At 72.8% G+C, this 20,462-nt stretch carries 21 protein-coding genes, 1 tRNA gene and 1 pseudogene; 9 read left to right on the top strand and 14 right to left on the bottom strand.

The window, feature by feature from the left end; genetic code table 11:
• Positions 1–215: 215 nt before the first annotated feature.
• Positions 216–1,514, top strand: coding sequence for an MFS transporter (locus EAO72_RS04280; RefSeq protein ID WP_148015863.1), 1,299 nt, complete (start codon positions 216–218; stop codon positions 1,512–1,514).
• A gap of 54 nt (positions 1,515–1,568) precedes the next feature.
• On the opposite strand, the gene EAO72_RS04275 is transcribed toward EAO72_RS04280, so the two are convergent.
• Both EAO72_RS04275 and EAO72_RS04270 read right to left on the bottom strand, forming a co-directional pair.
• Entirely contained in the window at positions 1,569–1,931 is a 363-nt protein-coding gene (locus EAO72_RS04275; protein WP_148015862.1) for a cupin domain-containing protein, read from the bottom strand.
• The gene (locus EAO72_RS04270) at positions 1,918–2,787 is read right to left on the bottom strand and encodes a class I SAM-dependent methyltransferase (protein WP_148015861.1); all 870 of its coding nucleotides are present in this window, start codon (positions 2,785–2,787) and stop codon (positions 1,918–1,920) included. Before EAO72_RS04270 ends, EAO72_RS04275 begins: the two co-directional genes overlap by 14 nt.
• A gap of 88 nt (positions 2,788–2,875) precedes the next feature.
• On the opposite strand from EAO72_RS04270, the gene EAO72_RS04265 reads away from it, so the two are divergent.
• Positions 2,876–3,817 (top strand): pseudouridine-5'-phosphate glycosidase, encoded by a 942-nt coding sequence (locus EAO72_RS04265; RefSeq protein ID WP_148015860.1) that lies wholly within the window; start codon positions 2,876–2,878, stop codon positions 3,815–3,817.
• Positions 3,814–4,716 carry a carbohydrate kinase family protein gene (locus EAO72_RS04260; protein WP_148015859.1) on the top strand — a complete coding sequence of 301 codons (903 nt, stop codon included), beginning with the start codon at positions 3,814–3,816 and terminating at the stop codon, positions 4,714–4,716. Before EAO72_RS04265 ends, EAO72_RS04260 begins: the two co-directional genes overlap by 4 nt.
• Positions 4,717–4,725: 9 nt before the next feature.
• Here EAO72_RS04260 and EAO72_RS04255 read toward each other — a convergent pair whose 3' ends face one another.
• Complete coding sequence (locus tag EAO72_RS04255) at positions 4,726–5,373, bottom strand: nucleoside/nucleotide kinase family protein (protein WP_148015858.1); 648 nt, start codon at positions 5,371–5,373, stop codon at positions 4,726–4,728.
• Between the two features lie 67 nt (positions 5,374–5,440).
• Between EAO72_RS04255 and EAO72_RS04250 the strand changes: the two genes are divergently transcribed.
• Entirely contained in the window at positions 5,441–5,806 is a 366-nt protein-coding gene (locus EAO72_RS04250) for a nuclear transport factor 2 family protein (RefSeq protein WP_148015857.1), read from the top strand.
• Positions 5,807–5,867: 61 nt separating this feature from the next.
• On the opposite strand, the gene EAO72_RS04245 is transcribed toward EAO72_RS04250, so the two are convergent.
• Complete coding sequence (locus tag EAO72_RS04245; RefSeq protein WP_410090114.1) at positions 5,868–6,356, bottom strand: cupin domain-containing protein; 489 nt, start codon at positions 6,354–6,356, stop codon at positions 5,868–5,870.
• 95 nt (positions 6,357–6,451) lie between these two features.
• Positions 6,452–7,129 carry a winged helix-turn-helix transcriptional regulator gene (locus tag EAO72_RS04240; RefSeq protein WP_148015855.1) on the bottom strand — a complete coding sequence of 226 codons (678 nt, stop codon included), beginning with the start codon at positions 7,127–7,129 and terminating at the stop codon, positions 6,452–6,454.
• Between the two features lie 88 nt (positions 7,130–7,217).
• Here EAO72_RS04240 and EAO72_RS04235 point away from each other — a divergent pair, with 88 nt between their 5' ends.
• The gene (locus EAO72_RS04235; RefSeq protein WP_148015854.1) at positions 7,218–8,429 is read left to right on the top strand and encodes a pyridoxal phosphate-dependent aminotransferase; all 1,212 of its coding nucleotides are present in this window, start codon (positions 7,218–7,220) and stop codon (positions 8,427–8,429) included.
• 30 nt (positions 8,430–8,459) lie between these two features.
• Positions 8,460–9,077, top strand: coding sequence for a cysteine peptidase family C39 domain-containing protein (locus EAO72_RS04230; protein WP_148015853.1), 618 nt, complete (start codon positions 8,460–8,462; stop codon positions 9,075–9,077).
• Between the two features lie 323 nt (positions 9,078–9,400).
• On the opposite strand, the gene EAO72_RS04225 is transcribed toward EAO72_RS04230, so the two are convergent.
• Both EAO72_RS04225 and EAO72_RS04220 read right to left on the bottom strand, forming a co-directional pair.
• Positions 9,401–9,487: transfer RNA gene (locus tag EAO72_RS04225), tRNA-OTHER, on the bottom strand.
• A gap of 38 nt (positions 9,488–9,525) precedes the next feature.
• The gene (locus EAO72_RS04220) at positions 9,526–10,257 is read right to left on the bottom strand and encodes a DUF7873 family protein (RefSeq protein ID WP_148015852.1); all 732 of its coding nucleotides are present in this window, start codon (positions 10,255–10,257) and stop codon (positions 9,526–9,528) included.
• A 198-nt stretch (positions 10,258–10,455) separates the two neighbouring features.
• Here EAO72_RS04220 and EAO72_RS04215 point away from each other — a divergent pair, with 198 nt between their 5' ends.
• A complete protein-coding gene (locus tag EAO72_RS04215; protein ID WP_148015851.1) occupies positions 10,456–10,992 on the top strand; it encodes a DUF3574 domain-containing protein in 537 nt (178 codons plus the stop codon).
• A gap of 202 nt (positions 10,993–11,194) precedes the next feature.
• The gene (locus tag EAO72_RS04210; RefSeq protein WP_148015850.1) at positions 11,195–11,503 is read left to right on the top strand and encodes a hypothetical protein; all 309 of its coding nucleotides are present in this window, start codon (positions 11,195–11,197) and stop codon (positions 11,501–11,503) included.
• A gap of 45 nt (positions 11,504–11,548) precedes the next feature.
• On the opposite strand, the gene EAO72_RS04205 is transcribed toward EAO72_RS04210, so the two are convergent.
• The 4 genes and pseudogenes from EAO72_RS04205 to EAO72_RS04195 all read right to left on the bottom strand — a co-directional run bounded on the left by EAO72_RS04205 (position 11,549) and on the right by EAO72_RS04195 (position 17,159).
• Positions 11,549–12,850 carry an SWIM zinc finger family protein gene (locus EAO72_RS04205; RefSeq protein WP_148015849.1) on the bottom strand — a complete coding sequence of 434 codons (1,302 nt, stop codon included), beginning with the start codon at positions 12,848–12,850 and terminating at the stop codon, positions 11,549–11,551.
• Complete coding sequence (locus EAO72_RS04200; protein ID WP_261991313.1) at positions 12,847–15,192, bottom strand: DEAD/DEAH box helicase; 2,346 nt, start codon at positions 15,190–15,192, stop codon at positions 12,847–12,849. Before EAO72_RS04200 ends, EAO72_RS04205 begins: the two co-directional genes overlap by 4 nt.
• Positions 15,193–15,459: 267 nt before the next feature.
• Positions 15,460–15,966: pseudogene (locus EAO72_RS43980) on the bottom strand (ATP-dependent helicase); the annotation flags it as partial.
• Positions 15,967–16,208: 242 nt separating this feature from the next.
• Entirely contained in the window at positions 16,209–17,159 is a 951-nt protein-coding gene (locus EAO72_RS04195; protein WP_261991312.1) for a slipin family protein, read from the bottom strand.
• Between the two features lie 258 nt (positions 17,160–17,417).
• Here EAO72_RS04195 and EAO72_RS04190 point away from each other — a divergent pair, with 258 nt between their 5' ends.
• Positions 17,418–17,765 (top strand): hypothetical protein, encoded by a 348-nt coding sequence (locus EAO72_RS04190; protein WP_148015848.1) that lies wholly within the window; start codon positions 17,418–17,420, stop codon positions 17,763–17,765.
• A gap of 91 nt (positions 17,766–17,856) precedes the next feature.
• Here the strand turns inward: EAO72_RS04190 and EAO72_RS04185 are convergent, their stop codons facing one another.
• From EAO72_RS04185 to EAO72_RS04175, 3 genes are all read right to left on the bottom strand, one after another.
• Positions 17,857–18,339 carry a DoxX family protein gene (locus EAO72_RS04185; protein WP_148015847.1) on the bottom strand — a complete coding sequence of 161 codons (483 nt, stop codon included), beginning with the start codon at positions 18,337–18,339 and terminating at the stop codon, positions 17,857–17,859.
• Positions 18,340–18,446: 107 nt separating this feature from the next.
• Positions 18,447–19,142 carry a class I SAM-dependent methyltransferase gene (locus tag EAO72_RS04180; protein WP_148015846.1) on the bottom strand — a complete coding sequence of 232 codons (696 nt, stop codon included), beginning with the start codon at positions 19,140–19,142 and terminating at the stop codon, positions 18,447–18,449.
• Positions 19,143–19,217: 75 nt separating this feature from the next.
• A complete protein-coding gene (locus EAO72_RS04175; RefSeq protein WP_148016410.1) occupies positions 19,218–20,429 on the bottom strand; it encodes a PucR family transcriptional regulator in 1,212 nt (403 codons plus the stop codon).
• Positions 20,430–20,462: the final 33 nt, after the last annotated feature.

Here is a 20,462-nt window from a genome sequence, read left to right as displayed (position 1 = left end):
CCCGCGGCGTCGTCTCCGGATCCGGCATGACTGCCATTGACCCGCAGCGTCGTATCCGGGTCCAGCACGACTGCCACGACCTGCGGCGTCGTCTCCGGAGCCGGCGTGACTGCCACGACCTGCCGCGTCGCGTCCGGGGCCAGCACGAGTGCCATGACCTGCGGGGATCGAACGCGGGGGTTCGGGCGCCGTGTGGCGCCTGGCACACTGCGTCGGTGCCCCACACCATCAACGCTCCCGACACCCCCGACGAGCCGGTCTCCGCCGTGCCGGTCACCGCGGCGGACCTGCCCGCACTCCGGCGCAGGACGTCCGGTGTGCTCATCGCCAGTCAGATACTCGGCGGCCTCGGCGTGCCCATCGGTATCGCCCTGGCCCCCGTGCTGGCGACGCGCGTCAGCGGATCCGAGGCGCTGTCGGGCCTCGCGCCCACCGCGTCGGTGACCGGCACGGCGCTGCTCTCACTGCCCCTGGCCGCGCTGATGACCTCGCGGGGCCGCCGCCCCGGACTCGTGCTCGCGTATCTGATCGGGGCGCTCGGCGCGGGCCTGGTGGTGCTGGCGACCGTCGTGGAGAGCTTCCCGCTGCTGCTGCTCGGCATGGCCGGGTTCGGTGCGGGTTCCTCGGCCAACCTCCAGGCCAGGTTCGCCGCCGCCGATCTCGCCGAACCCGAACGCCGCGGCCGGGCAATCTCCACCGTCATCTGGGCCACCACCATCGGCTCGGTGCTCGGGCCCAACATCGCGGCCCCGGCGGGCCGGGTCTTCCGGGACACGGCCGTATCGGAGACGGCCGGCCCGTTCGTCTGGGCGGCCGGCATCTTCCTGCTCGCCGCCCTCGTGGTCGCGGTGCTGCTGCGGCCCGATCCGCTCCTCACCGCGCGCGCCCTGGCACCGCAGGAGAACCGGTCGGCCGGGGGCCGTTCGCTGCGCGCGGGTCTTGCGGCCGTGCGGGCCTCGCCCATGGCCCGGCTCGCCCTGGTGACCGTCACCGTCTCCCACACCGCGATGGTCTCGATCATGGTGATGACGCCGGTCGACCTCGGCCACCACGGCGCGGACCTCCAGCTGATCGGGCTGGTGATCAGCGGCCACATCGCCGGGATGTACGCGTTCTCGCCGGCGATGGGCTGGCTGGCGGACCGCTTCGGCCGCCTCACCGTCATCGGCCTGGTCGCCGGGCTGCTCGCCCTCGCCGCACTGCTGGCAGGCACCGCGGGCGCCGCGCACGGCAGGACCGCGGCCGGCCTGTTCGTACTCGGTCTCGGCTGGTCCGCGGGGCTGGTGGCGGGTTCGGCGCTGCTCACCGACTCCGTCCCGCAGGCGGCACGCGCCGCCGTACAGGGGCTGTCGGACCTCACCATGAACGCGTCGGCGGGCATCGGCGGCGCGGTCGCCGGCGTGATCGTCTCCCAGGCCGGCTACGGCTGGCTCAACCTGACCGGAGCGTGCCTGCTGCTGCCGATGGCGGCACTGGCGCTGCGCCGAAGCCTCACCCGTCGCGCCACGGCCTGAGAGCGGGAGCGGCCCGAGGCGGCCCGCCCCGCCCGCGACCTGGCCCAGGACTGCTCAGAGGCTGATGTGGTACGCCTTGCGCAGCGTCTCGTGCACGGTCCATGTCGTCCGGTCGCCCTCGCGCAGCACACAGGCGTCGCCGGGTCCGATCTCCAGCGTGGCGCCGCCCTCGACCGCCACGCTCGCACGCCCGCTGACCACCACGAACAGTTCGTTGGCCTCGGTGTCCGTGACCACGCCGGGCGTGATCTGCCAGATCCCGCGCAGCTGCTTGCCGTCGGCCGACTCCCACAGCACCTTGCCGGTGACCTCGGGTTCGCCCGACACGATCTGCCCGGGTTCGAGCGGTTCCGGTTCGAGGTCGGCGTCCGGGATGTGCACGGCGAAGGAAGCGGGGACTTGATCAAATGTGGTCATGGCCGGTCACCTTAGCCAGCGCCCCTGGTCGTCTCGCCACCAGGACGGGCTGAAAGAAGCCCGACTCGTCGGGCTCGTGCCACATCGGCTCCCGCAGCCCGGCCCGCGTCGCGAACTCGACGAGCTGCTCCTGCGACAGCGCCCAGTACGAGACGCGCCGCGTGCGCACGTTCCAGCCGTCCCCCGGGCCCCTCTCCCCCTGGGAGTCCGCCGGTGCGTCGGGCAGCAGCCGGAAATGCTCCAGGTCGTACCGCTCGCCGTCCGGGTGCCAGTGCCACAGCTGGAAGGTGACCACCCGTCCCCCTTCGCCCTCCCTGACCTGCGGAGGCGTGGACGTCGGCCGTTCGCGGCGCAGCCGGTCGTACGGCCGGGTGGACAGCAGCAGCATTCCGCCGGGCCGCAGCACCCTGCGCATCTCGCCGAGCGCGGCCAGCACCGCCTGCGGAGTGAGCAGATGCGGCAGGGAGTTGTCGGCGCACACGACGACGTCGAACGAGCTGTCGCGAAACGGAAGCTTCGTCATGTCGGCAGCGGTCACCGGCAGGGTCAGCCCGCGCGAGGCCGCCTCCCTCGCGGCACGGGTCACCGCGACGGGGCTCAGATCGCTGCCGGTGACCCGGTACCCCAGCTCGGCCAGTCCCAGCGCCTGGGTCCCGATACCGCAGGCGCAGTCCAGCACGTCGTACCCGGCGGACCCGTTGCCGGAATCGGCCGATCCGCCGATGAGCGCCGAGAGCGCGTCCGCCTGCCGCGCGATGCTCGCCTCCCAGTCCTTGTAGATGAGGTCGTAGTCCGCGGCCAGGTCGTCGTAGAAGAGCCGAACCATGGGCGGCAGGCGGTCGGTCGGACGGTTCATGGCCCGACGGTAACGGGGCGTCGGCGTCTTCAGGCCGCCCGCGCCGGCACACGTTTGAGCCCGCTCCGTCCGCGACAGGGATGTGAACATGTCACTGACTGAGCCGTCCGCCACCACCCCCCGCCCTCCCGTACTCTCCGCGGAGGTACGGGACGCCCTCGCCGGGCGCCGGCCCGTCGTCGCCCTGGAGTCGACGATCATCGCGCATGGTCTGCCCCGTCCGCGCAATCTGCGGGTCGCCGAGGAGCTGGAGGACATCGTGCGGTCGGCCGGCGCCGTGCCCGCCACCGTCGCCGTGCTGGACGGCAGCGCCCGGGTCGGCCTGGACAAGGCCCAGTTGGAGCGGGTCGCCGAGGACCCGGCGATGCGCAAGCTGGGACACCGGGACCTCGCCCCGGCACTGGCGACCGGCGCGAGCGGTGCCACGACGGTCTCGGCGACCGCGTTCCTCGCCGCGCGGGCGGGCCTGCGTGTCTTCGCGACCGGCGGGCTCGGGGGTGTGCACCGGGGCTGGACGGAGACCCAGGACGAGTCCGCGGATCTGCGGCTGCTGGCCCGGACGGGCATCACCGTGGTCTGCGCGGGAGTGAAGTCGATCCTGGACGTGCCGGCCACGCTGCAGCGTCTGGAGACACTCGGGGTGGGGGTACTCGGGTACGGCACCGACCGGTTCCCCGGCTTCTATCTGAGCAGTTCGGGCGAGCCGGTCGACTGGACCGTCCGGTCGCCCGAGGAGGTGGCCGGGGTGATGGCGGCACAGGACGCGCTCGGCGGCCCCGAGGCCGCGCTGATCGTGGCCAACCCCGTACCGCAGCACGAACAGCTGGATCCCGGTCTGCACGACCGGGTGCTGGCCGAGGCGCTGGACGCGTGCCGGGAGCGCGGGATCGCCGGCCAGGCCGTCACGCCCTTTCTGCTCGATCATCTGATGCGGGGCACCGAAGGGGCGTCGCTGGAGGCCAATCTGGCGGCCGTCCGCGGCAATGTGGCGCTCGCGGCACGGATCGCCACGGCCTGGGCGGCCCGGTGACCGGCGGCCTCCTCGTCGTCGGGGACGTGGTCACGGACGTGGTGGCGCGGCACGGTCCGGCGCTGCTCCACGGCACGGACACGACGGCCCGGATCCGGACGCGGGCCGGTGGCGCCGGGGCCAACGTGGCCTGCTGGGCGGTTCGTTCGGGCTGCCGTGACGTGCGGCTGGTGGCGCGCGTCGGCAGGGACTCCGCGGACTGGCACCGGGAGCGGCTCCGGCGGGCGGGCGTACGCGACCTGCTGGCCGTGGACGACGAAGCGCCGACGGGCACGGTCGTCGCCCTGGTCGACCCGTCCGCCGAGCGCACCTTTCTCACCGACAGCGGGGCCGTGCTGCGGCTCTCCCCTGCGGACTGGTCGCCCGCGATGCTCGACGGCATCGCCCACCTCCATCTCTCCGGCTACCTCCTCTTCGCCGCGACCAGCCGTGCGACGGCCCTGCTCGCCCTGCGGGAGGCCGGGCGGCGGAACGTGCCGGTGAGCATCGACCCGGCGTCGGCCGGGTTCCTCGCCGAGCTGGGCGTCGACCGGTTCCTGGCCCTGACCGGGGGCGCGGATCTCCTGCTGCCCAACGCGGACGAGGCCCGGCTGCTCACCGGGCTCCCCGAACCCGCGGACGCCGCGGCCAAGTTGAGCCTGCTGGTCCGTCAGGTGGCCGTGACCCTGGGCGAGGGCGGCGCGCTGCTCGCCACCGCGGGGACGGTCACCGCCCGCGTTCCGGCCGAACCCGTGCCCGTGGCCGTGGACTCCACCGGGGCCGGTGACGCGTTCACGGGGGGCTTCCTGGCGGCCCGGCTGGCGGGGGCCGACGACGCGTCGGCCATGGCGGCGGGGTGCCGGGCGGGGGCGGAGGCCGTCGCGACCGTGGGCGGCCGGCCCCCGCTGCCCGCCGGGTGACGTCTCCCGCTACCCGTCCCGCCGCAGCCCCGTCCAGGCGGGATGGTGCGGATCGTCGGCCCGGACGACCGCGTCAGCGTTGTCGGAGGGCGCCGCCTCGTCCTCGTACCGGGCGAATGCGGGCAGGGTCCACTGCTCATCCTCCGGCGTGCGCCGCCGCAGCGCTCCGGCCGACAGCCGCAGATGGACACTCAGGTCGAACGGAAACCAGTGCCCCAGCAGCAACGGCCCGTGCAGGACCAGCACCCCGCCTTCCGGCAGGTGCCGGTACGGGCTCCGCGTGGCCCGGTCCGTGACCGGATCCCACAGGTCGGGCAGCACCCGCCCGCTTCCGCCCGGCTCCAGCGGACCGAACACCTCACGCCACAGGGCCCCGGTGTCGAACCAGCTGCCGTAGTACGAGTCGGGGTCCCGCCTGCCGTACTCGTACCGCAGACTCGCCGGCCGCAGGAACCCCGCCGTGGACACCGGGAGCACCGCCCGGCCGCGCAGCCGCAGCCCCTGGGCGACGGAATCGGCCAGCTCGGCGGTACGGGCCGCCGGAGCGCCGTCGACCGCGATCCTGAGCCAGGGCCCGCCGTCGGCGGGCTTCAGCGCGTCGGCGTACGCGGCCAGCTCGTCCGCCAGCCGTTCCCAGGTGATCGCTTCGAATCGCACGGGTCCATCGTGCCCTCTTGCGGAGAATGCGCGGCGCCTCCCGGTCCTGCCCGCTACGGTCCTGCTCATGGATCTTGAATTCGCCCGCACGTTCGCCACGCGGTGGCAGGACGACTGGAACTCCCACGACCTGGAACGCATCCTGGCGCACTACCACGAGGACGTGACCTTCAGCTCGCCCATGATCGCAAGGTTCACCGGCGACGTCTCCGGCACGGTCCGCGGCAAGAGCGAGCTGCGCGCGTACTGGGCCCGCGGCCTGGAGCTCATCCCCGACCTCGCGTTCGAGGTGATGGACGTGCGGGCGGGCGTCGACACGCTGGTGATCGACTACCGCAACCAGATCGGGGGCCGGGTGTACGAGGTCCTGACCTTCCGCGACGGCCTCGTGAGCGCCGGCCTCGGCGCGTACGGGGAGACACTCGCCCGCTGACGGTCGGCGCCCGGCGGTCCCGCGACCGTGCCGGGGCGCCAGAGGGCGGTGCCTCGCGCTGCTACTTCTTTCCGCAGTCCACCGCGTCGGCGTCGTCGGAGAGCGGGCTGCCCTCGGGCAGCAGATAGGTCACCCAGAGGACGACGGGTTCGCTCCCCAGATTGCGTCCGACGTGGCGGTGGGCCGCACCGGACGGCTCGATGAAGGACGTGCCCGCGGGGGTCACTTCGACCGTGCAGTCGTCCAGGGTGCGGGTCAGCGTCCCGGACTTGACGACGGCGATCAGCTGGCCGCGGTGGGTGTGCCATCCGGTGGAGCCGCCCGGCTCGACCGTGATCGTCCGGAAGGTGACGTCGGTGCGCCCCTTCGGTGCCTTCACCTTCAGTTTGCCCACCGAGGTGCCTTCCGCGACCACGGTGCCGCTCACCCCGCTGCCGGGGGTGGCGACGGCCGCTGCGGGGACGAAGCCGAGCGCGGCCACGCAGCCCCCGATCACCAGCGCCTTGCCCAGCCGCCGCTGCTGTCCCTGCTGTCCCTGCTGTCTGCCAATTCTCACGGGCAACTCCTTCTCATCGGTGTCCCGGACATCCCAAATGCCCCGACACTACCCAGGAGTTGACCGCTCGAATCACGCCATCGCACTCCTCACGCGCCGCGCAGCGCCACGGCCAGCGGCCCCTCGCCCGACACCTCGATCCGTCCGTCCTTGACGGCCTCGGCGAACGTCAGCTCTCCCCGGCCCAGCGCCAGACAGAGCTCGGCGTCGAGGGCGATGCGCGCGTCGGCACGGACGGCGGGCCCGTCCCCGTAGACCGGTTCGCCCGGCGCCTGCCTCCCCGTACGGACGTGGAACTCGCCCTCGTCCAGGCGCACATCGACCACCCCGCCGTCGCCGGCTCCGCCGAACCCCTCCAGCGCACGCAGCAGCGGAAGGGCGAACCAGTGGGCCCGGACCGCGTCCGTGGGCCGCCGTTCCACGAGTGCCGGCGCGCCCCACTCGGCGAGCGCCGCGAGGACGGGCAGCAGCCCGTGCCCCCGCCCGGTCAGTTCGTACACCGAGGCGGCGGCGGGCGGCGGCAGTCTGCGACGGGTGACCAGCCCGCCCTGCTCCATGTCCTTGAGTCGCGAGGCGAGAACATCCGTGCTGACTCCGGGCAGGTCGGCATGGAGATCGGTGTAGCGCCGGGGACCGGCCAGCAGTTCACGGACGATCAGCAGGGTCCACCGGTCACCGACCGCGTCCAGCGCCCGGGCGCCGGCACAGAACTGGTCGTAACTCCGGCGGCGGACCGGGCGGGTTGCGGGCTGTTGCTGACGTGGCATGCGACGCAGTCTAGACATGTTGTTGGACTTTCCAAGCCCGAGCTTGGTAAAACCAAGTATCGCAATCGGGTCGGGGAGGCAGCACCGCATGGAATTCCGCCAGTCCAGCAAGCTCAACGAGGTCTGTTACGAGATCCGGGGCCCGGTCATCGAGCACGCCAACGCCTTGGAGGAGGCGGGCCACAGCGTGCTGCGGCTCAACACGGGCAATCCGGCGCTGTTCGGCTTCGAGGCGCCGGAGGAGATCGTCCAGGACATGATCCGGATGCTCCCGCAGGCCCACGGCTACACGGATTCGCGCGGCATCCTGTCCGCCCGCCGGGCCGTGGCGCAGCGCTATCAGGCGATGGGGCTCACCGGGATCGGCGTCGACGACATCTTCCTCGGCAACGGTGTCTCCGAGCTGATCTCCATGGCGGTGCAGGGGCTGCTGGAGGACGGCGACGAGGTCCTCATCCCCTCCCCCGACTACCCGCTGTGGACCGCGGTGACGACGCTGGCCGGCGGGAAGGCCGTGCACTACGTGTGCGACGAGGCGTCGGACTGGAACCCCGACCTCGCCGACATGGCCTCGAAGATCACCGACCGCACCAGGGCCGTCGTGATCATCAACCCGAACAACCCCACGGGCGCCGTCTACCCCCGCGAGGTTCTGGAAGGCATCCTCGACCTGGCCCGCCGGCACGGCCTGATGGTGTTCGCCGACGAGATCTACGACCAGATCCTGTACGACGACGCCGAGCACCACAGCGTGGCGGTCCTCGCCCCCGACCTGGTCTGCCTCACCTTCAGCGGGCTGTCGAAGACCTACCGCGTGGCCGGGTTCCGCTCGGGCTGGATGGTGGTGTCGGGCCCCAAGCAGCACGCCCGCAGCTATCTGGAAGGGCTGACCATGCTCGCCTCCATGCGCCTGTGCCCCAACGCGCCCGCGCAGTACGCGATCCAGGCGGCCCTCGGCGGCCGCCAGTCCATCCGGGAACTGGTGGTGCCCGGCGGCAGGCTGTACGAGCAGCGCAACCGCGCCTGGGAGAAGCTGAACGAGATCCCCGGCGTCTCGTGCGTGAAGCCGAAGGGTGCGCTGTACGCCTTCCCGCGCATCGACCCGAAGGTGCATCCGATCGTCGACGACGAGAAGTTCGTCCTGGACCTGCTGCTCCGCGAGAAGATCCAGGTCGTCCAGGGCACCGGCTTCAACTGGCCGCGGCCCGACCACTTCCGGATCCTGACCCTCCCGTACGCTGACGATCTTGACGCGGCGATCAGCCGCATCGGCCGCTTCCTGGCCGGATACCGGCAGTGAACCCTCGTCGGCGATGAACGGAGACCGATCGTGAGCTGTCCGGCCTGCCGGGTCCCCGTGCACACCCAGTTCGCCTCGTTCGACCTGGTCGGGCCGATCGTCGAGGACGGGCTGGACCCGGCGACCGATCCCGCCTGGGCGGAGTCCGGCGCGAAGTCGCCCGCGGAGTACGCCCGCTGGGCAGGCCATCTGTGCGGGATGACCTGTCTGCGCATGGCGCTCGGCGCCGACGCCCCGTCGCTGTTCGCACTGCGGGACGGAGCGCTGGAGTACGGCGCGTACACCGAGGACGGCGACGGCGGGATCCGGGGACTGGTCTACGCCCCGTTCGCCACGTACGTACGCGAGAAGCACGACCTGGAAGCCACCGTCCACCGGCATCTGGCACCGGCGGAGATCCTGGACCTGCTGGATGCGGGCCGGTCCGTCATCGCGTCCGTGCACTACGCGATCCGGCACCCGCGGCGGCCCGCACCGGGACGAGGCGGCCATCTGGTGCTCCTGACGTCGCGCACGGCCGATGGGGCGGGTGTGCACTTCCACAACCCGTCCGGCACATCGGCATCGACCCGGGCGGCGGAGCTGCCGCTGGCCGACTTCGAGCGCTTCTTCGCCGGGCGCGGGGTGTCGCTGCGCGCGACGGGGTGACGCGGACCCGGGAACGGGAGCGGGCCCGGGGGCGTAGCCGGCCCCCGAGCCCTGTGATTGCCGCCTGTACGGCACGCCGGCACTTTTAAAGGTCCCGTGTCAGTTTGATGTCGCCGCGTCCTGCCTTTAGACGACCGCAGACCGAAGCTCCGCGGGCCGGAGTCGAACCGGCATCTCGACGCGCACGGGCACGGGCCCGGTTGATCCGGCGATAGGCGGCGCATGCTGAGTCTGGAGCAAGAGTCTGAGATTGATCGCGGTCTGCCTCTGCCATGTGGGCCACCCCGGCCCGAATCCGTACGGGACGTACGGATGGGAGCAAGTGCCGGGGGGAGGACTCGAACCTCCACTTGGACCGCGTCGTCACGACAAACTTCAGTTTCAGCTTTGCGCTCCTCGCGCACCCCGGCCGCGTCGACCGCCGCCGGGGATTCCATGGTCGGTCACCTCATCCGAAGAGGTAACCGAAGACCGCATCACCCACCCGCTGGTCCGTGACGTCCACACCGTTGGCCTCCTCGCGGGCGAACTTCACGGCCTGCTGGAGCTTCTCCACGCGGTCGAGCAGTTCGTTGATCCGCCGCGCGGGCAGCGCCCCGGAGAACTTGACCGTGGTCCAGTAGCCGATGGGGATGTCCTCGTAGTACACCTCGACCTGCGCCGGGTGCTTCTCGGTGGCCTCCGCCTTCACGTGGTTGCGGGGCACCTTCTTCGTCCGCAGGGTCCGCACCGGCTCGGTCTTCCACGAGTCGGTGGAGGGGTCCTGGGACCACGCCTCGGAGGCGTCGAGCACCGGGAGCTTGCGGACGAAGGTGTTGATGTCGGTGAGCTGCTTCTCCAGGAAGAGCAGATACGACACCGGCACGTCGCTCACCAGTACGCGTCCGTCGACCGAGACATCGGCGCGGGCCGCGCAGTTGGCCCAGTCCTTCGTGGCGGTCACGTCGAAGAGGCGGGTCAGCGTCGCCGCGGTCTCCCGCAGCACGTCCTCGGCCTTGATCTGCACCAGGGTCGACTCGGGCGGCAACTGCTCGCCCTCCTCGTCCTTCGGCTGGTATGTCCGGGAGATCCCGGCCAGCAGTCCCGCCTTCTGGAGGCCGTGATGCGCCGCCGTCAGGTCCTGGTGAGCCTTGGACTTGACGCCCTTCTCCACTGCGATGATCTGATTGAGTTTCGCCACGTCCAGGAAGCTAGCAAGAGCAACACAGCCCGCACCAGCGGTTTTTGACGCCCCGGAATGGCCCGGGGACCGGCGCCCGCCCGTTCGGGTGGTTTCCGCGCGACGCCCCTGCGCCGCCGCTGCCGGACGTGGGCGGCTTGCCACAGTGAGCCCCGCGCGTCCGCGCCTGCCCCGATTCCGGAACGAAGGGCCTCTCCCATGTCCCGCCTGCCCCATCCCACCGCCGCGAACGACCCGGGCTCGTCCGACCGCTCCCCGGCTGGCCGCCGTCGCCCGCGTCGTCGTGCCGCGTTCCCCGCGGCCGCGGCGGGTCTCGCCGTCCTGGCCGTGGGCACGCCCGTCGCCTACGCCGCCCTGGGCGCCGACTCCCCCGCGGGCGCCCGGCCGGCGGCTGCCGCGCGCGGCAAGGCGTACATCGAGACCCGGCTGTTCTTCGGCACCGAACGTCCCGACGGCGGGCCGGATGTGACCGACCGGCAGTTCCTGGCCTTCATCGACGCCGAGGTCACCCCGCGCTTCCCCAACGGGCTGACCATCCAGGACGGCCGGGGCCAGTGGCGGGACTCCAACGGAGTCATCGAGCGGGAGCGCAGCTACGAACTGACCCTGCTCTACCCGGCGTCCGAGGCCCGGCTGCGCGATCCGCAGATCGAACGGATCCGCAACGCGTACGAGAAGGCGTACGCCCAGGACTCGGTGGCGCGGCTGGAGGAGCGCACAACGGCCGACTTCTGATCCCTGACCGTTTCCCCTTCCCTCGCCCTCGCCCCCTTCCCTCTCCCCTTCCCTCTCCTCGTCGCCGCGGCCCGGCCCGCTCCCTGCCGCCGTCCCCGATGGCGCCCTCGGACGACCCGCTCGGAACGGTGCCCGCGCTGTCGGGTACTGTTCCGCGGCCGGACGCCTGACACCGTACGTCGACCTCCAGGGAGCACACCGGATGGGCACGCCTGTACGTCGTTTCACCGCGACGACCGAGGAGGGGCAGGTCTTCACGGTCAACATCGAGCGGGACTTCAGATACGACCCGTACCGCGACTTCCTCGTCTGTACGCACTGCGACTGGTCGCCGTCCCTCCTGACGACCCGGCGGCTTCTCGACATGGCCGGGGAGCACCTGGCGTCCGCACACGGTGCCGGCCGTGGGCTCGCGCAGCAGGACGACGAGTCGTTCCGCAAGGCCCGGATGATCGTGCTGCCCGTCGTCGCGGTGCTGCTGATCGGCCTGCTGGTCTTCCTGAACAGCTGATCGACCGTCTGCTTGTCTTCCTGGACAGCCGATCCGCGGGCGGGGTCAGCCGCCGCTGAGTTCCAGCAGCGCGCCCACCGGGTCGGAGTCCGGCGCGGCCCTGGGCCACCATTCGTCCTCGCCGGGGTCCGATTCGTAGCCGTACCACCGGCCGTCGTGGCCGAAGCGGAGCTGGAGTGTGCCGCCGGGGTGGGTGAGGTGGTTGCGCCAGGGCTGGAAGCGCGGGAAGCCGGCCGCCGCGAGGGCCGGGCGGGCGCGGTCGAACGGGCCGGCCGGGGGGTCCCACGGTGTCTCCAGGACGGCGAGTCCCTCGGCTCCGCCCTGACGCCAGGCGGCGACGGCACGGGCCAGGTCGGTGGTGTTGCGGCCGGTGGCCGAGGCCAGTTCGCGGTAGAGGGCGCGGGTGGTGGCGGTGAGTCCTGCCGTGGGGCGGGCGGCTGCCAGCCGGACCGCGTCCTGCCAGGCGGTGAACCCGGCGAGCGGGTCGGTTCCGGTACTGAGCAGCGCGTGGGCGCGGGCCGCCGCGTCGGTGGCGAGCTGGTCGAGGGCCAGGGGGTCCCGGGCGCCGGGGAACTCGGGGTACGAGGGCGGCTGCCCCGGATGCGGCTCCACCGGGAACGGGGCGGGCAGAGGAGGCAGGAAACGGTCGGAGAGCGCCTCCTGGGCGGGTACCGACGGGGTGGCGGGTGCCACGGGCCGCTCCCGCGCGGAGTGGGCGGCGTTACGACGGCCGAGGTCCTCCACGAGTTCGCGTTCGCCCCGGCCGCGCAGCAGCAGGAGGACGAACGGGTCGGCGTCCAGGAGCCGGGCCATCTGGTAGCAGAGCGCCGCCACGTGCTTGCACGGCCAGCCGCGGTCGGGGCAGGAGCAGCCGGGGTCGAGGTCGTCCGCCGCGGGGAGCAGGGTGATGCCGGCGGCGGCCGCCGTGTCGGCGAGGGAGTGCGGCATCTCCTTGGCGAGCAGTGCGGCGAGGTGGCCGGGGCGGGCGGCGACCGCGTCGAGGAAGGTGTCCCAGTCGGGGTCGGTGAGCGTACGCAGCCGGAGCTCGGCGCGGTAGGGCCGGGGGCGGCTGCCGTGCACGTAGGCGACGACACGGCCGGGCGTGACGGTGATCGCGGCGACGTTGCCGCTGTCCGCGTACGCGCGGCCGCGGGCCAGCCGGGGCGCGTCCATCGAGAGGTCCTCCAGCGCCGTCACCCATGCCCGGCCCCACCAGCTGTCCGCGAACGGCTGCTCGTCGCCGGAGGTGCGCGCCGGCACGGCCTCGAAGGTCCGCCGCAGGTCGTCGGGACCGGGGCGGGACCGGGCGACGGGCCGTGCGCCGGAGGAGTGGGGGCGGGGGCTCATGAGGGCCTCCGGAGCGAGACGAGGTCGGCCAGGTCACGGTCGCTGAGCTCGGTCAGCGCGGTCTCGCCGGTGCCGAGCACGGCGTCGGCCAGTGCCCGCTTGGCCAGCAGCATCTCGCCGATCCGGTCCTCGACGGTGCCTTCGGCGATCAGCCGGTGCACCTGGACCGGCTGGGTCTGCCCGATGCGGTAGGCGCGGTCCGTGGCCTGCTCCTCGACCGCCGGGTTCCACCAGCGGTCGTAGTGGATGACGTGGGCGGCCCGGGTGAGGTTGAGCCCGGTGCCCGCTGCCTTGAGGGAGAGCAGGAAGACCGGCACCTCGCCGGACTGGAAGCGGTCCACCATCCGTTCCCGCTCCGGCACCGGCGTACCGCCGTGCAGGAGCTGGGAGGGGATCGCGCGCGAGGTGAGGTGGGCGGAGAGCAGCCGGGCCATCGTCACGTACTGGGTGAAGATGAGCACGGAGCCGTCCTCGGCGAGGATCGTGTCGAGGAGTTCGTCGAGCAGCGCGAGCTTCCCGGAGCGGCCGGTGAGGCGGGTGGGCTCCTCCTTCAGATACTGCGCGGGGTGGTTGCAGATCTGTTTGAGCGAGGCCAGCAGCTTCATGACCAGGCCGCGCCGGGCGATGCCTTCCGACGCCTCGATGTACGCCATGGTCTCGCGCACCGTGGCCTCGTAGAGCGTGGCCTGTTCGCGGGTGAGGAAGACGGGGTGGTCGGTCTCCGTCTTGGGCGGCAGCTCGGGGGCGATGCCCGGGTCCGACTTCTTGCGGCGCAGCAGGAAGGGCCGGACCAGCCGGGAGAGCCGCTCGACCGCTTCGTCGTTGGCGATGCCGGCGGCCGTTCCGGTGTTCTCCACGATGCGGGCGTGGCGTGCCCGGAAGGCCTTGAGGGGTCCGAGCAGGCCGGGAGTGGTCCAGTCGAGCAGGGCCCAGAGCTCGGAGAGGTTGTTCTCGACGGGGGTGCCGGTCAGGGCGACCCGGGCCGGGGACGGAATGGTGCGCAGGGCCTTCGCGGTGGAGGAGTGCGGGTTCTTCACGTGCTGTGCCTCGTCGGCGACGACCAGTCCCCAGTTGTGGGCGGCCAGTTCGGCGGCGCTGGAACGCATCGTGCCGTACGTGGTGAGGACGAAGCCGTTGTCGGGCTCGGCGAGGGTGCGGTCGGTGCCGTGGAAGCGCCGCACGGGGACGCCGGGTGCGAAGCGGTTGATCTCCCGGTGCCAGTTGCCCAGCAGCGAGGCGGGGCAGATCACGAGCGTGGGTGCGGGGTGGGCGCGGTGCAGGTGGAGGGCGATGAGGGTGATCGTCTTGCCGAGGCCCATGTCGTCGGCGAGGCAGCCCCCGAGGCCGAGCGACGTCATCCGGTCCAGCCAGGCCAGACCGCGCAGCTGGTAGTCGCGCAGGGTGGCGTCGAGGCCGGGCGGCGGCGGGACGACGGCGTCGTCCTCGATGATCCGGGCGCGCAGTTCGGCCAGCGCGCCGACCGGCACCGCCTCGACCTGCTCGCCGTCCACTTCGGCGCTGCCGGTCAGTGCGACGGCGAGGGCGTCCACCGGGTCGAGCAGGCCGAGCTCGCGCTTGCGTGCCTTGCGGACGAGCGCGGGGTCGACGACGACCCACTGGTCCCGAAGCCGCACCACGGGCCGGTGTGCCTCGGCGAGCACGTCCATCTCGGCCTCGGTCAGCTTCTGGTCGCCCAGCGAGAGCTGCCAGTTGAACGCGAAGAGCTGTTCGGCGTCGAAGAACGAGGTGCCGTCGGTGGCCGAGCCCGGAGCGGGCCGCACGACCGCCTCCGCGGTGAGCGAACGGGCGAGCTCCCTGGGCCAGTGCACGCTCACCCCGGCGGCGGCCAGCCGCGCACCGCCGACGCCCAGCAGTTCGTGCAACTCGTCCTCGGTGAGGGCCAGTACGTCCGGGACCGGCTGGTCCAGCAGTCGTTCCAGCGGGGCCCAGACGCGGGCGGCGCGGCGCAGGGCGAGCACGGCGTCGATCCGGGCCCGCGGGCCGAAGGGCTCGCCCGCCGAGCCGTTCCACAGGGCGGCCGCGTCGACGACGTAGGTGGGATCGGCGAGGCTGTGCACCTGTGTGATGGCGGCGCCGGCGTGCCGCGCGGGGGCCGGCGCGCCTTCGTCCCGGTCCTCCGCCGGGCCGGCCGGGTCCTCGGTGTCGAAGAGCTCGTACGCGGAGAGGTCCAGGCGCAGCGACACCCGTACGCCCGCGTCCAGCCCGGCCGCGACCTCCACGGCCCACTCGCGGACGCCGGGCAGATGGCGGCCCTCCCGGGCGGCGAAGGGCGCGCCCATGGCGAAGGCGGCCGCGGGGGTGCGGGGCAGGGTGTCGGCCACCGCGTCGAGGAAGGAGCTGGCCCATCCGCACCCGCCGAGGCGGACGGCTCGGGACCCGTCGGGGCCGCGACCCGGTGCACGTCCGCACCCGGCGTCCGCTGGATCGGCGGCTCAGTGCACGGTGGTGAAGCTGCGCCACGGCAGCGCGCTGGGCGCGTTGACGTCGGAGAGCGTGGTCGCCAGATACGTCGTGCCCGGACCGGTGCAGTCCCGCGTGCGGTACAGGATGATGTCGATCAGGGTCTCGTTGACCACTTCCTTGGCTCCCGCGGCGACCGCGCGCAGATGGGCGACGTCCTCGGCGTCACGCGGTCCGGCCCGCCAGGCGTCGTGATCGTCGGCCGTCAGGCCGGGCAGCATCCGGCCGCGGGAGACGAGGTGGAGCGCGTGCAGCGCGGCGGCGCCCCAGCAGCGGGTGGCGGGGTGCGCGGACCGTAGGTGGCGGGCCCGGGCCAGCAGGGGTACCGCCTCGGCCAGGGGGAGCAGCAGGGCGGGCACGGTGCTCGGCCGGATGTCCCCCTGCGCGCCGTGGCGCCGGACGACGGTGATCTCCGAGGTGCGCACGCCCGAGCCGTCCGCCTCGGCGGGTGCGGATGGGCCAGCTCCGCTCCCGGTGGCCGGGGCCCAGAGGTCACCCCGGTCGGGCAGGGGGTGTCCTTCCGGGTCCCAGAACGCGATGCGGCCGTCGCGCGGGAGCGCGGCCGGGAGGAAGACCGCGGCGCAGCGCAGCAGGCGGCCGGCGGCCGCGTCGTGCGGCGGCGGTGCAGTGCCCATCGGCCCCTCCCTCTTCCCGTCCGGGCCCGGTCGTGGGCCGTGGTGTCCTCGGTCCTCCGTGCCTGGTCAGCGCGGCGGTCACGGGAACCCTTCGACTCGCGAGTCTAGGCGGGGGGTCTGACAGCGGACCGGCCGCCGCCGGGCCCGCGACTCGTACGGGGTCCGGCGGCGGCCGGAGCGTGACCCGGCATGACCGGGCGTGACCGTGCGTACGGCGGGCCCGACGCCGACGGGCCGGCGGGTCAGTGCCTGGCGAGGGGCTTCGAGCCGGTGGAACGGGGCTGCCCCGAAGCCGGGGCCGAGGCCGCCCGCGGGGCGGGACGCAGATGCCCGGGGGCCGACGGGGCGGAGGGCTCGGCCTGTGTGGAGGGCTCGGCCTGTGCAGGCGGGGCGGGCGCCTCCGGCGCGCGGTCCACGGCCTCTGGCGGCGCAGGCTGCTGGGCCCGTTCCAGGAAGCGGAGGAGCTCCACCGGGAACGGCAGCACCAGGGTGGAGTTCTTCTCCGCCGCCACCGCCACCACCGTCTGGAGCAGCCTCAGCTGCAACGCTGCGGGCTGGGCCGACATCTCCGATGCCGCCTCGGCCAGCTTCTTGGACGCCTGGAGCTCCGCGTCCGCGTTGATGACCCGGGCGCGCCGCTCACGGTCGGCCTCCGCCTGGCGGGCCATGGAACGCTTCATCGTCTCCGGCAGCGAGACGTCCTTGATCTCGACCCGGTCGATCTGCACACCCCATCCCACCGCGGGGCTGTCGATCATCAGCTCCAGCCCCTGGTTGAGCTTCTCCCGGTTGGAGAGCAGATCGTCCAGATCGCTCTTGCCGATGATCGAACGCAGCGACGTCTGCGCCATCTGCGAGACGGCGAACCGGTAGTCCTCGACCTCCACGACCGCGCTCGCGGCGTCCACCACCTTGAAGTAGATGACCGCGTCCACCCGCACCGTGACGTTGTCCCGGGTGATCCCGTCCTGCGCCGGCACAGGCATGGTCACGATCTGCATGTTGACCTTGCGCAGCCGCTCGACGCCGGGCAGCACCATGGTGAATCCGGGCCCGCGCACATCGTTGCGGAGGCGGCCGAGCCTGAGCACCACGCCCCGCTCGTACTGCTTGACGACCCGGGCGGCCGCCGCCGTGTAGACAGCACCCGCCGACACCGCCGCGACCGCTGCGATCAAGAGCTCCTGGACCATGACGGCCCCCTGCCATCCGGAGATACCGGAACGAACGTGCGCCTCACACCAGACAAAGCGCTATTACCACGTTATGCCCCCTTTGGGCAGCGGGCGAACCTCCGCCCGCGCTCCCGTCCCCCGCCCGGCCTCCTCCCGGATGCCGGGCCCGCCGGGAGCGGGCAGGGTGACCAGCGTCAGCACGTCGCTCCGCCGCGTACGGGGTGGCGTGACGGAGTGCGTACGGATGAGCCGGACGAGACAGACGAGGACCCGCCCATGCCCGTGATCGACCACCGACGCCGCCGTCTCGGCATCGCCGCCGGGACCGCGCTCCTGACCCTCACCGTCGCAGGCTGCTCGGGCCTCGGCCGGACCGCTGTCGGCCCGGTCATCTACACGACCGAGCGGGACGCCGTGATCATGGTGAACAGCCCTTCGGTGAAGGGATGCCACCGGCTCGCCCCCGCGGGAGCCAAGGAAGTGGTCAACGAGACCCTGATCGACATCATCCTGTACCGCACGCGGGACTGCACCGGTCCGGGCACGACGTATCTGGCGACCACGCTCTCCGACGTCAACGCGCCCAGCGCGCTGCCGTGGCGCAGCTTCACCACCGTGCACTGAGCCGCCGATCCAGCGGACGCCGGGTGCGGACGTGCACCGGGTCGCGGCCCCGACGGGTCGCGACCCGGTGCACGTCCGCACCCGGCCGGCCTCACGCACCGCGGCGGACCCGTGCGGCCAGTGCCGCCGTTCCGTCCCGGCGGTCCCGGGCGATGAGGACCATCACCACGATGAGCACCGCGGGCATCACCGCGTTCGGCGGGTCCAGCAACGTCAGCTGGACGACCGACGCCCCCGCGAGCAGCCCGCAGAAGGCGATGGCCGCCACCCCGGCCAGGACGGGGATCAGCAGCGCGACCGCGCCGGCCGTCTCCAGGCCTCCGATGACGTACATCGCACCGTGGCTCCAGCCCATCCGGTCGAAGGACTCGATGGCGGACTCATGGGCGATCAGCTTGGCGATTCCGCTGAAGCCCAGGAACAGGGCGAGGACGTAGCGCGACACGCTCAGCGCGACGGCACCCCGGCCACGGTGGCCGGCCGCGGCAGAGGGCGGAGCAAGAGCGGGACCGGCCGCGGCAGAGGGCGCGACAGGAACGGCGGACGGGGATACGGGCATCGGGTTCTCGGACATGGCGGTCTCCTCGGGAATGGGTGTGCGGTGTCGCTCACACCAGGTCAGACCGGTTCCCCGCCGAAAACTCATCGCCGCGCCGCCCATGGATTCGCCCTGGCTCCCCGCTACTTGGGCACGGCCCTCACCCAGGTGCCGTCCTCGGTGAGATAGCGGTCCACCCGCAGCCCGGCCGCGTCCAGGTAGCCCTCGAACTGTTCCTTCGACAGCGGCCGGGAGAGGAAGGTCTGCGTCCAGCGCGCATCCGGGAACTCGTACACACAGAGCACCGAGTCCACCCCGTCGCCGACGGGGTCCGCGGAGACGATCCGGACCGTGTACCCCGCCGGGTGGACGCGCTCGCGCGGCAGACCGACGCGGGAGTCCTCGCCCTCGCGCTGGATGAGGACCACTCCGCCGTCGCGCACGTACCGGCGGCAGGTCCGCAGCAGTCCGTCCCTCACCCGGTGGTCGCCCGAATGGACCAGGAACGACGCCAGCATGACCACGTCGAACGTCTCGTCACCGAGGTCCAGTGACTCGATGGGGCTGCAGACCGTGCGCGCGCCGCGCACCTGCTCCAGCATCTGCGCCGACTCGTCCACCGCAGTGACGTCGAACCCGCGCTCGACCAGAGGACGCGTCACCCGGCCCGCCCCGCTGCCCAGTTCGAGCATGCTCGATCCGGCGGGGACGGCCGCGGCGATGATGTCCGGCTCGTCGGCGACGGCCAGTCGTCGGTACAGCTCGACCGCGCAGCCGTCCGGGGTGATCTCACCGGGCCCCGTCCCCGAATAACCCTCACGCACCACTCGTTCGCTCATACCCGGCCGAACGAACGGTCGGTGGCCGCCGTTCCCCGATCCGCGGGAACCGCTTGCGGCCGCCGCCCCCGCGCCTCATACCGAACGGCGGGCGACCAGCGCCGCGCTGAGGTGCTGGAGGTCCGCCGGCCGGGCCGGGGAGAGGCCCGTCAGCCGGCCGATACGCCGGATGCGGTAGTCGACGGTGTTCGGGTGGACGTGCAGCGCGGCCGCCGCCGCCCTGCGGTCCAGGCCGTGCGCGAGGTACGTCTCCAGCGTGTGCAGCAACTCCGGTTTGGCCTCCAGCGGGTGCAGAAGCCGAGCGAGGCCGTCCAGGGCCTCGCTCGGCCTGCTCAGCTGGTACTCCAGCAGGACGTCGGCCAGCCGGTACAGACCCGCAGGCCGTCCGCTGCGCGCGACGAGTCCGACGATCTCGGCGTTACGGGCCACGGCGGCCGGCACCGCCGCCGGTTCCGTGGTCTCGGCCGCCGCGGTGACCGGTACGCCCGCGGCCCGGGCCGCTTCGGCGATCAGGCCGGCCAGCCCGCCCGGCCCGCTCCACGGCGGCGGCTCGGCGACGGGCAGCAGGACCGTGCCGCCCGTCTCGTCGAGAGCGGTCAGCGCGGGCGTACCGGCGAACCGGTCCAGGGCCGTGCGGATCCGGCGGATCTTCCGGCGGGCCGCCACTGCCGCACCGGGACCCGGGGCCTGGACCACCTCGTCGTCGTGCGTGCCGAGCGCGAGCGTCATCGTCAGATACCGGGCGGCCGGGCGCAGTCCGGTGCGCCGGGTGAAGCGCTCCAGGTCCTCGCCCGTCAGCAGGGCGGCCATCAGGGCGTGCCGGCCGCCGTGTTCCTGGCTGTCCAGTATCTGGCGGGCCTCCAGATAGGCGCCGCTCACCGCGGAGATCAGCTGCTGCTGGAGGACCATGATGCGGCCCATGATCTCCAGGACGGCGGGCAGGTCACCGGGGCCGGCGTCCTGGGCGGTCTCCTCCCAGCACATCGCGATCCCCACCTGGTACGCGGTGAGGATGGCGTCGAGCGGCACACCCTCCTCCGCGCGCTGGGCCGCGGAGTCGCGCTGCTGGGCCAGTTCTGTGTCGGTGGCGGGTCTGCGGTGTTCGACGACGTCGGCGAAGAGCCGGAGATTGTGCTGGACGATGTCCGCGATGTCGCCCGCGATCTCCTCGTGCGGCAGCTCCGCGTAGACCGGCAGATCGCTGAGGAGCCGGGCGACGACGCGGATGGTCAGGGCAGGGGCGCGGGCCCTCAACTGGGCGGCCACCGGGCGGTCTCCGATGCACAGCGGATGCCGCGCATCGGCTCCGCTCCACGCCGC

Origin of the sequence: Streptomyces sp. OR43, assembly GCF_008042275.1 — a bacterium.
Classification (GTDB): Bacteria; Actinomycetota; Actinomycetes; order Streptomycetales; family Streptomycetaceae; genus Streptomyces.
Note: the sequence above shows the minus strand (reverse complement) of the source record. Positions and strands in the feature narration are given on the sequence as shown.